3 protein-coding genes are annotated in these 12,285 nt (G+C 55.7%); all 3 read left to right on the top strand.

Features of this window, described 5'->3' with window-relative positions; translation table 11 throughout:
- Positions 1-621 precede the first annotated feature (621 nt).
- The 3 genes from JUK32_RS20110 to JUK32_RS20100 all read left to right on the top strand — a co-directional run bounded on the left by JUK32_RS20110 (position 622) and on the right by JUK32_RS20100 (position 12,217).
- Positions 622-8,052, top strand: a complete 7,431-nt coding sequence (locus tag JUK32_RS20110) for a cadherin-like domain-containing protein (protein ID WP_204140651.1) — start codon at positions 622-624, stop codon at positions 8,050-8,052.
- A 674-nt stretch (positions 8,053-8,726) separates the two neighbouring features.
- Positions 8,727-11,201 (top strand): CapA family protein, encoded by a 2,475-nt coding sequence (locus JUK32_RS20105; protein ID WP_204140650.1) that lies wholly within the window; start codon positions 8,727-8,729, stop codon positions 11,199-11,201.
- 284 nt (positions 11,202-11,485) lie between these two features.
- Positions 11,486-12,217 (top strand): hypothetical protein, encoded by a 732-nt coding sequence (locus tag JUK32_RS20100; RefSeq protein WP_204140649.1) that lies wholly within the window; start codon positions 11,486-11,488, stop codon positions 12,215-12,217.
- Positions 12,218-12,285 lie beyond the last annotated feature (68 nt).

Raw genomic sequence — 12,285 nt, 5'->3', positions numbered from 1 at the left:
CGAGGGCTCAGGCCGCTAACGGCATGGGCAGCAGATATCTTCACCAGCATGACCGATTGAGGTGACTGAGTTTTGCCAGATACTTTGCCCCCTTGTAGGTGGCCTTTGGAGGAGTAAGGTTGGGTCAAAGGCTAAAACACTGTATCTGCATCGTTTTTGTCAGGTTTCTTTACAGTAATAAAGTTGATGAGTCGATGGCTTAAACAACTTTTTTCTGTTACTAATGGTCGCAGACTGGCTGGCTGCCATCTTATTAGTCTTACAGGTGTCAAGTTCAAGAATTGTAGTGGCGGCGTGTTTTCGATTAGCGCTGACGTTTAATCTGGCGTCATGGTAAGCGCAGGCATCAAATTGCACGATCGCTGCAAAACCAGCATTACTGAGTTGTTGCGCTCCATAAAATTTCTAGATCAAAAGCCGCTCACTTTTAAAAAGTTGAGCTAGAGTTTATGTGGCTTTTTACACACAGAGATTTTGAGTCTGCTATTAGATGTTTTTTAATCGGCCTAAATTTTTTAGTTAATTTTCATGAGCATTGAGTGTGTGCGAATAGTTACCTGAAAGGCTGCGATCGCAACTGAGTTAAACCTTCCACGGCATTGAAATTCAAGAGTGAACCCTATGGCTATACCCACAATCCTGAACAACATTCTCAGCATCGAAGAGGGCAATACACGGACTCTGTCGCTGAACAACTTGAATGCCACTGCAGGGGAAGCGGCGCTCGACGAAATTCTCATCACCGTGGTGCCCACATTAGAGGGCTCTCTAGCGGGTATTTTTTTGCTCGAAGGGGTGTCAACCCTGAGTTTTACCCTCGATGATGTGGATATGGGGTTGGTGGAATTTGAGCATGACGGCTCTAACTTTGCCCCCAGCTACAGCATCATTGCCAGTAACGATGGTGATCAGTCCGCACCGGAGTTGGTGCAGGTGGAATTTGGGGCGGTGAATGACTCTCCCAATGTGGAAGTCAATGCGCTGACGATCACCGAAGGCGGCGCGGTCATCTTTAATCTTGACGATACGGTCAATTTGCTCACCACGGATGAAGCAGGTGAGTCCACTGCCGCTGAGCTGGTATACGACATTCAAGTCGTGACTAACGGTCAGTTTCAAAAATTTGTCGATGGGGCATTCGTTGATCTGGGCGTGGGCGACGATGCGTTCACCCAGGCCGATGTTGATAATGAACTGATTCGCTTTGTCCACGATGGCAGTGAACGCGCGCCCACCTATCGCTTGCGCGTGGTGGACGGTGGTTTACCTGGTGAGGGCTTTGATAGCTTTCCCAGGGGGCGATCCATTCGAGGCAACATCACCTTTTTGCCAGAAAATGATGCGCCGACCCTTACCACGAATAAACTGACCCTGTCGGAAGGCGATACCGTCACCATCACAATTGCCAATTTGGCGGCCACCGATGTCGAAGAAGACGACAGCACCCTCACTTTTACCGTGACCGCGATCGCAGGTGGCCGGTTTGAGCTACTGGATGCTCCCGGTGGCAACGTCGTAGAAGTGCTGGCTGCACCGGGTCTAGCCCCGATCGGCTTTACCCAAGCAGATGTCGAAGCGGGGCTCGTACAGTTCGTTAACGACCCTGCCACTGATACGGCTCCCAGCTATTCCGTTCAGGTCAGCGATTCTGGCAAGTTGACTGCCACCGCCGATGCAAATCCTGACTTTGTGGAAACGGATAACGGCGATAACAGCCAAGCTCAGATCAACTTTACTCCGGTCAACGATACCCCCATTGTTGAGCTACCAGACTCGACGTTGATCGATTTACCTGAGCAAAGCGAGGTGCTGCTGACTAGCAACGATTTGCTGGTTACAGACGAAGAGTCGAATGCGGGCAACCTCACCTATGAGGTGACGGATCTATCTGCCGAACCAGCGGGCGAATTTCTCCTGCTTAATGTCGAGAGTGGCGAGTCGACGTCGGTCACGAGCTTCACCCAGGCCGACATCAATGCCGGTTTGATTACCTTTGATTATTTTGGTGCCAATGAGGCTCCTAATTTCGTCCTTACGGTGACGGATGAAGGCGGAGAGTCGGTCGTCATCTCTAGCGACCAAATCTTCAACTTTTTGCCGAACAATGATCTGCCCCAGATTGCGGATGATCTAAGTCCTCTGGCCCTGACAGAAGGGGAGATGGTGCTCATCACTGCGGCTAATCTATCGGTCACCGATGAAGAATCGATGGCGGCAGAGTTGACGTATACCGTCACTATCAACAATCTTGACCCCGACCAGCCCGACAGTTTCATCATCGACGGCGTGCGAGAGTTTGGCCCCGACGTCACGTTTACGCAGCAGCAAGTTGATGACGGACTCGTCATGTTGGTGCATGGAGGCTCAAATTTTGAGCCTGACTTAACCATCAGCGTGGCCGATACGGCGGTCGGAGGCGATGCGAATACGATTCCGGTGGAACTGGCGATCGCCTTTGAGCCGCTGAATGATCTGCCAATACTAGAGACGCTGTCCTTGACCCTCACGGAAGGCGGCACAGTGCCCATCACGGATGCGGTATTGTCCGTCAGTGATGAAGAGTCGGGTGCCGCCGCCCTCACCTACACCGTCGATGCGGTGACGGGCGGACAGTTTTTGCGCTTGCCGACGGAGCCCGGTGGGGCAGCAACAGTTGCCACCACCTTTACCCAAGCCGACATTGACGCTGGCAATGTCATCGTCTTTGAGCATGATGGCTCAAACGATGCGCCGACGTTTACGTTGCTCGTGGACGACGGGACAGAGGCGATCGCGATTACCGACGCCGATGGGCAGGTGAACTTTACCGCTACCAACGACACCCCGACCATTACGGTCAACACATTGACGGTGCCCGAGGGTGATCCCGATGCGCCCGCGCCCATCACCCTGACGGCAGCTAACTTGCTGACCGAAGACGAAGAAAGCGTCGGTCGACCGGAAGACCTAACCTACACCGTCACGATCACCAATAACGATCCTGAGAATCCTGACACCTTCCAGGTGGGCGAGGCGATCGAACTTGGGCCAGAAATCACCTTTACCCAGGCGCAGGTCAACGACGGCCTGGTCAAATTTATCCACGGCGGTTCTAATAGCATTGCGACGCTGACGGTCTCTGTCACCGACACCTTCCCTGGTGGCGGCATTACGACAGCACTAGTGCCGCTGAATGTGGATTTTCAGGCGGTAAATGATGTGCCTGTCGTGGTGAGTAATCGCCTCGCCATCAACGAGTCGGGCACGGTGATCTTGGGGCCTAATAATTTAGCGGTCACGGATGAAGAAACGGCAGCGGCGGATCTGGTTTACACCATCGAATCTGTGGCTAATGGTGACTTTGAACTGCGGGATCTGGATCAGGGCACGGCGACCCCACTGGCGATCGGGGCCACCTTTACCCAAGCCGATATTGACGGCGGCCTGATTCAGTTCGAGCATGACGGCGGCGAAGCGGCCCCCACCTATGAGCTGAGTTTGGTGGATACGCCGCTAGAGCTGGACGGCCCGGTGAATTCGGTGGCGATCGCCAGCAATATCACCTTCAAAAACGTCAACGACGACCCCACCCTGACCGCTAATGCGATCGAGATTGATGAAGGTGGCGAGGTCATTCTGACGGCGGCCAACCTGGCGGCAGAAGACCCCGACAACCTGGCTAGCCAACTCCGGTTCAACATCACTAATGTCCAGGGCGGCACCTTTACTTTTGATGGCCAACCGCTGGTCGAAGGGGCAAATTTCACCTCGCAAGATCTCCTTTTGAAAGAGCTGAAGTTTACGGACGACGGTGACGAAACGCAACCTGCCTATACAGTGACCGTGCTCGACCCCAGCGGTGGCGTGGCGACGGGCGATGCGCAAGTGACCTTTAACCCAGTCAACGACCCCCCTCAAATCACGGTTAATACCTTTACCATTGCCGAAGGTGGCACCTTAACGCTGAATAGCACCGACACCCCAGACGTGGACAACCTGGCGGCTACGGATGATGAGACTACAGCGGCGGACCTAGTCTTTACCCTCAGCAATGTGGAGGGGGGCTCTTTTCTGGACTTCAATGCGCAACCGATCGCTGAGTTTACGCAAAGCTTCTTAAATCAAGGGGAAATCACCTTTGTCCAAGATGGCAGCAGCCCCGTGCCGAGCTTTGACATCACGGTGAAGGATGCAGCGGGAGCTGAGGTCACCGTTGCCGCCAACGTCAACTTTATTCCTGAGAATGATGCGCCCGAGGTGCAAGTGAGCGCCTTTGATGTGACGGAGGGTGGTACCGTCACCCTCAGTTCTGAAACCCTGCTCACGCTGGATGACGAGGGCGAAAGTGGCCCCGAAGACCTGACCTATACGATCGCGATCGCCGACAACGACGCTGACCAGCCCGATGGCTTTGAAATCGATGGCGTGTTGCAAACTGGCCCCGAAGTCACGTTCACCCAGGCCCAAGTCAACGCTGGACTCGTGAAGTTTGTCCACGGCGGTGCCAACACCATTGCCACCTTCACGACGACGGTGACCGATGCCTTTCCCGCCGAGTTTGGTGAGCCGATTACGGTGGACGTAGATCTGCAAGCCAACTTCACCGCCACGAACGATTTACTCGTGGTGGAAAACAACAGTTTGACCATCGACGAAGGCCAAACCGTTATTCTGACCACCGATAACCTACTCACCACTGACGAAGAAACGGCACCGGAAGCGATCGTCTACACCATTGGCGCGACGACGAATGGTTCGTTCCAGCGGCGCAATCTCGATCCGGATGATACAGCTACCACCATTCCGGTCGATGGTACCTTTACCCAAGCCGAGGTCACGGCGGGGTTGATTCAGTTTGTACATGATGGTGCAGAAGCCGCTCCAACTTTCTCACTCACGGTCGCCGATACGCCTCTCACCGCCGACGGCGAAGCCACCAGCATCACCTTTGATGGTGTGATTGCCGCCTTTGAGAATGTGAATGACGCGCCCACGTTGACGGCTAATACCCTGACAGTCACTGAGGGGGGCGAGGTCACCGTCACCGCGACAGATTTGGCCGCGACAGATCCCGACAACCCGCGATCTCAGTTGCGTTTTTCCATTGGTGAGGTCACGGGCGGCACCTTCTTCTTAGATGGAGAGGCACTCACGCCAGAGCAAACATTTACGTCAGCAGCGATCGCCTTTAAGGAACTGACCTTTAAGGATGACGGCGACGAAGTTGCCCCCACCTATACCGTCACCGTCACCGACCAAGTTGGGGGCACCACCATCGCCCCGGCAGCGGTCACCTTCAACAAGGTTAATGACGACCCCGACATCACGACCAACGCCTTCACCATTACCGAAGGCAAGCGACTAGTTCTCAACAACCCGGATACGCCGACGGTGGTCAACCTGACCGCCACCGATCCAGAAACGCCGACTGCCGATCTGCTCTTCCAAGTCAGCAATGTGGTGGGCGGCCAGTTCTTGGATTTCGAAGCCCAACCCATCACCGAATTCACCCAATCATTGCTGACGGCGGGCGAAGTCAGCTTTAAGCAGGATGGCTCGGAAACCTTCCCCACCTTTGACATTACGGTGGTGGACACGGATGGTGGCACCTTTACCGAGGCGGGCAACGTCACCTTTGTGCCCGTCAACGATCCCCCGGTGATTGGCACAGCCCAACTCACCGTGACTGAGGGTGCGCCGATCACCATCACCCTGAACGATATTGCCGCTGATGACCCCGACACCTCAGCTGAGAACTTAACCATCACGGTATCGGCCCTATCCGGTGGCACCTTCAACCTCGTGGTGGATGGCGTCGTCACCGCAGCGGGCATCACTAGCTTTACCCAGGCGCAAATTATTGCGGGGCAGGTGCAGTTTGTGGATGATGGCGATCAGGTCGCGCCCAGCTTTAGCGTCAGCGCTAGCGATGGGGAGTTTACCAGCGCGGCGGTGCCTGTCACGATTGTGGAGTTCATCAACACCAATGATGCGCCTGAGGCGGTGCCTGATAGCGGTGACGGCTTTGCCACGGATGAAAAAACGGCTTTTGTCACGGCTAGTGTGCTCGCCAATGACACCGATGTTGATCCGGGGGATACGGAAACCCTCTTTGTATCAGCGATCGCGGGTCAAAATGTCGCGGCTGGCGATATTACGTTGGAGTCGGGCGCGATCGTGTCCCTGGCGGGCGATGGCACCCTTAACTATGACCCCAACGGCGCCTTCCAGTTGGCTCTTGGCGCTACTAAAACTGATAGCTTCACTTACACCGTGAGCGACGTAAATGGCGGTAGCGATACCACCACAGTGGAAGTCACCATTACCGGGGTTAACGATGCGCCGATTGCCAAGGATGATCCGACGCCGGAGGACGAGGCCGATCTGGTGCTATTTTCTGCGCCAGACAATGCTCCCTTCACCACACGACCGTTGACCGATAACGACGAAGACGAAGATGGCGACACCCTGCGGGTCACCAAGCTGAATGATCTGGCTGCCGTCGTCGGTGTGCCTGTCGTGTTCGATACTAAATCTACTGCGACCTTGAATGCAGATGGCAGTATCACCTACACGCCGACTGATACTTTCCGATCCATTGCGGTGAGTGATCCTTCTATCACTGAGAGCTTTACTTACACCATTACCGATGGCAACGGCGGCGAAAGTACCGCAACGGTCAATATGGTGATCAATGGGGTCAATGAAGCTCCGACTATCACGACGGAGTTGGTCACCTTTGACACCACCGAAGGTGACGCGATCAATCTCGATGTCATTACCGAAGCTGGCATCACGGATATTGATTTCAACGATATTCCTAACCTGACGATTAGTAGTGTCAGCAACGCGAGCTTTGGCACCATCACGAATAATGGCACGAGCCTGACCTACACCCCTGGGCAAAGCCTCTTGGGCGGGCAAGTCGCAACAGAAGCGCTGACCTATACCGTCAGTGATGGCAATGGTGGCGAGGTCGACGGTGCGATCGAAATCACGGTCACGGGGATTAATGACGCACCGATCGCACTGAACGACAGCGGCGCTGGCTTTAGAACGAATGAGGCCACCGCATTCACGACAGCGAGCGTATTCCGAAATGATTTTGACCCAGAATTCCTGGCGAACCCAGGATTAGGGCAACTCAAAATCGCGAGCGTCGATACCTCTAACACCCGGGGCTTGTTGATCAATAACGGTAACGGCACCTTTACCTATGATCCCAATGGGGCCTTTAATCTGTTGCCCGTGGGGCGTAGTGCCACTGACCAATTCACGTACACCGTGCAGGATGAGCAGGGGGCCACAGCCACTGCTGCGGTCACTATCACCGTACAGGGTCTGCTCAGTACCTTTATCGACTTTGAACAGCAGCTGAAGCTCGATAATCCAGCAGCGGTGGCCCCAGGTGATGTGATTGATGGGTTGCCCTTAGCGCAGCTCTACGATGAGGCGTTCTATCTCAGTCAAAACCCCGATGTGGCGGCCTTGGTCGGTTCGACCTTTAATTCTGGCTACCAACACTTTGTGCAGTTTGGAATTGCTGAAGGACGGAACCCCAGTGTGCTGTTCAACGAATCGTTCTATCTGTCCACATATGCAGATGTTCGTAACGCGGTCGCAAGCGGTGCTCTTGATAGTGGTCTATCCCACTTCCTCAACAATGGCCACCGCGAACGTCGTGACCCCAGCGCTTTCTTTGACCAGAGTGACTACTTATTGAGTAATCCCGACGTGGCCCTAGCCGTCGGCCAAGGCGTGTTGTCAAGTCCCTTCCAGCACTACATTTTGGCTGGAGTCGATGAAAGTCGCTCCCCTAATCTCGCGCTGTTTGATCAGGAGTTCTACCTGACCAACAGCCCAGATGTGGCCGCAGCTGGCGTGAATGCTTACCAGCACTTCATTGAGAATGGGCAGTTTGAAGGACGACGACCCAGTGCGCTGTATAACGAAAGTAGTTATCTCGCTCTGAATCCTGATGTGGCGAGTGTAGTGAACGCAGATCCAGGGTTAACTGGCTTCCAGCACTATCAGGAATTTGGTCGCTTCGAAGGCCGTCGAGTATTCGCTTAGGGACTTGTGCGCACAAAAGATCCCCATGAACCGAGTTTCGACTCCGCTCAACTCTCGATACTGGGAGGTTAAGCGAAGTCGAAACCGGATTGAACGACTTTATTTTCGTGGCAGATCGCTTAGCGTTAGTTCCGAGTCTGGGAAACGCGATCGCCTGGCAGATCGCCCGCTTGGGATGACTTCCTAGGGCGATCGCCCTCTGAACCTGGAACACAGACTGAATTCTGCTCGGATGTCATTTAGGGGTTGATAAGTTCTCCTGCTCAGAGGGCACGAGTGAGCCCTTCAGCCCTCCCACAGTGGGATGTCAAGGGTCGTCACTTGGTTACCTTGGGGGCATCGCAGCAGGACTTTTGACCAGCCACGTTGCCCCTGCTAGCAAGGCCGGAATGATTGCGCTGGCTGCCAAATGCTGGACAGAGCCACGAGCGCTTTTCTAGCCTCGTTAGGGACGAGTCGTTCTCAACCCATGAGTCAACCATTTTTGATCGATACAAAGTCGCTCTAAAATATTGACAAAACCGTCTCGTTTTCTGAAATCGTTGTTATCATCATTGGCGCTTCTACCTATTCGTCCACAATAAATTTGATGACGCCAGGTTTAAGTGTGCGATGTTTAGGGGTGCCTCAAGCAAGCGCATCCTGGTTTCTGGCTCTACAACAGTTCCCACAGCATGGTTAACGCTACCGCCAATTCAGCTGCTGATAGTCTGCCCACTAAGGTGTTAGCGGCGGCTGGGCAGTTTCGGGCGATCGCCCTCTGGCTCAATGAGCCGCTCATTCCCGAGGGCATTTATGCCCAGGTGAGTCAAGACAAACGGCCTGGTTGCATTCACATCACCCTGGAGTTTGAGCGTCCCCCCCTACAAAAGCCGCTGACTCAATACCTTTGTCACTTAATCTGGCAACTCAACTCGCCCCTGATTGAAGGGATTCATTTAACAGCGCGGCCGATTGGAGTGCGCAAGCCGCTCTGGCAGCAGCGCATTCGGGTTATGACGCCCGCCCTGAGAGAACGCTTAAAGCGCGAACAGGGCCAGGGCTCTACCGCTGCGATTATTCCCCCCACGCTGGTGCCGCGACCAGCGACTGGCCCCATGATTCCAGGCTTTGGCTGGTCAGTGCTGGCTGATCAAATTAAGACCATGCGGGCCTTTATGCTGACCGGGTCGGCAGTGGCGGCGTTTGTTTTTGGCTGCATGCTGGAAGTGGTGATGTCGGGTAGAACCGAGCCCGCGCTGCCGTTCCAAACCCGAGTTGAGACTGATGCGGGCGATCGCGCCCTACCCGCCAGTCGCGAGGCGCAGAATAAAGGCTCCGAGCCCCAGCTCCCCGACTTTGCCCCGACTACCCACACGGTATTAGCTGATCATGGTGCACCCGATAAAGCGGCGAACCACGCCACTACGGTGGCGACGTCGGTGGCCTACAAAGTGGAACCAGAGCGCGATCGTCCCAATGTTGTCAACGCGGCGCTAGAGCCCGTCGGCGTCCTCAAGCATGAGCGGCTAGAGCTGCCCCAAGATCCGACCATTACGCTGCTGTTTGGCGGCGATGTCGATTTGGACGGTTTGCCCTATGAAGAACTGGCCTATGAAGGGCAACTGCTGGCGGGGCTGCCCGACTATCGCCAGGCCGATATTGCCATGGTCAACCTACAAGATCCCCTAGCGAGTTCGGCCACCTCGTTAGAAGAGGATTGGTTAGAACGGCAGCGCCCCGACGCGATTAACCTGCTCAAAGAAGGGGGCGTCGATTTAGTGAACCTCACGGGCAAACAGGCACTCGCCTATGGCGAACAAGGACTGGCCGAAACCCTCGACACCCTCGATCGCAACGGCGTCTTTCGCGTTGGGGCGGGGCGGGGGCAGCGCGAAGCTCGTCGTCCTGAGATCGTAGATGTGAAGGGGCAGCGGATTGCTTACCTAAGCTACGATCGCGACTTCAGCCTAGCGGCGGATGAATCCTTGGGCGGGGTCAACGCCGTCACCCTGAAAGACATCGTGGCCGATATTCAAGCCATTCGCGATGAAGTGGACTGGCTGGTGGTGAGCTATCGCTGGTCCACTGAGCCGCCCGCCACCCCCGCCGAATCTCAAACCAACTTGGCCAAGTTGGCGATCGACCAGGGCGCTGATTTGGTGGTCGGGCAGCACCCCCATCAGCTCCAGGGCGCAGAACTCTACAAAGGTCGCCCGATCGCCTATTCCCTGGGCGATTTTGTCTACACCCAGGCAACGGATCAGCCCACCGAGGAAACGGCCGTTTTGCAAGTGGCCATTCGGGCGGGACAGATGAAAGTCGATTTGATTCCCGTCAAGGTGGAAAACGGCCAGCCGCAGAAGGTCAGTGGGGCGGAAGGCGATCGCATTTTGCAAAAAATCTACGACGCATCCCAAGAGTTTCGGGAGCCCATGCCGGCGTCGGTGGTGCTGGATGTGCGCCCCACGGGCGCGGGTACCGCCCCGGCCAGCCCCGATGGCGACGGCTTCACCGTTGACGAACCGCTCGAAACCGCCCCCGCCCTTGCCCCGGCGGCGGGGCAGCCAGCGGCGGAAGACGCCACGCCTTCGCCCGCTTCCCTCGATGAGCCGGCCCCCGTTGAGTCCGCCCCTACCTTTGAAGCGGAAGACGACCTCGACATCGAGATTGAAGAGTTTTCGGACGATTTGCTGCAAGAGTGGGGACCCAAAGACAGCCCCAACACGATTTATGAGCCCGAGTCACGCTTACCCAGTGACTTTGAAAAGCCGACTGCGGAGCCACACCCGTCCCCCCCGACGGATATTGACAAGCTAGAGCTCAATGAAGTCGAAATTTCGGCCCCTGACACCGACACCAAGCCTGCGGCCCAGCCGAAGTTGATCGCCCCGCCGCCCAAACTCGCCCCGCCCGCGCCTAAACCTACCCCTGACGGGGCCATTGGCCCCTACAGCGAGCCTTTAGTTGGCCCCATGAGTGCTTTGCCGGAGACTGCCCCCGAAATGAAACGAATGCCGGATCAGCTCACGGACACGAAAGTTCATCCCGGTATGCCCCAAACTCGCGTCTATGAGCCGCTGAGCCATGACGATGATGCCGCCGATACCGTCAACATTGACGCCATGCAGATGGACGCGATCGCTCAATCAGACCCCTCATCCTCCTAATCACCCTCACGGCAATCTCGCTGTCCGATGGCAAACTGGCGACGGCGATCGGCAGCACCTGCCAGTCTAAATCAGGGATGTCCACGCTCGCATTAAAGGCAGGAGCGTTGTGTTTTACGAGAAATTGTGTGAATCAGTTGCAATTTCAAGTTTTTGCGATACGCTTTGGGCGGAATCAAATTTGCTTGAACTTCCCATTTTTATCTCGTCAAACTGAAGCCTTCGGTAACGATATTTTCTGTGCGGCGATTGTCGGTGTATCGCGTTTTTCGGAACCCATTCTAATGAACGCTCCCTTTAACTCAGACTCCCAACTCTATACCGTGCCAGAAACGGGTCGTCCTGTTTCTGCCTCCGGCTATGCGCCCTCGGTACCCATTTCGGTCTATCGAGAATTGGCCGCTGAACTCAAGACCACCCAATCCACGTTGGATGCCTTGACGCAGCAAAATCAACAGCTACTCCGGCAAAATCAGCTCTTACGTACCGAGATTCATCGGTTCGTGCAATCGGCTGAACAGTTGGGCCACTTTGCTGGCGTGATGCCCGCCGAAACGTATCCGGTGTCACCAGCGACTATCTCGATGCCCTCATCGGCGGATTTGTTTGCTAATGCCGACGAGGCGTTGTTGCCGCCCCCCTTGACCCCAGCGCCTGCGCCCCAACCAGCGCCTGCCGAATCGACCGCAGGCCCTACCACGGCATCGCCGCCAGCCGCGTCCTCAGCCCCTCCCCAGGGCACACCGAGAAAGCGAGAACGGGCGGGCGCTGCTCATGGCGTCAATAGTGCCATCGTGCCGCATCCGAAAGGCAAAAAGCGCGATCGCCCCCGTCCCGCGCCTGGGGCGCAACCCTATCGCTTGTTTACCGAGCAACCGGAAGAGGCGCGGCCCCTGAGTAAAGTCGCCTCTCGCTCTGACCTGGGCAATCTGTGGCTCGCCACTACGATTTTGTTGGTGGTGGTCTCCGCCTTTGGGGCGGGTTTCTTGATTATGCGCCCCTTGCTCAATCGCTAAGACATTGACTCCAGTGGCCTCGCTGTTCCCCAGTCATGACGCGGGTGGGACAGCGAGGATTTTTTTGT

The organism is Halomicronema sp. CCY15110, from assembly GCF_016888165.1.
Classification (GTDB): domain Bacteria; phylum Cyanobacteriota; class Cyanobacteriia; order Phormidesmidales; family Phormidesmidaceae; genus Halomicronema.
This window is presented reverse-complemented; position numbering and strand designations above follow the sequence as displayed.

Coding starts and splice junctions, on each gene's coding strand:
- JUK32_RS20100 (WP_204140649.1), top strand. CDS start 11,486: ATGAACGCTCCCTTTAACTCAGACTCCCAACTCTATACCGTGCCAGAA.
- JUK32_RS20105 (WP_204140650.1), top strand. CDS start 8,727: ATGGTTAACGCTACCGCCAATTCAGCTGCTGATAGTCTGCCCACTAAG.
- JUK32_RS20110 (WP_204140651.1), top strand. CDS start 622: ATGGCTATACCCACAATCCTGAACAACATTCTCAGCATCGAAGAGGGC.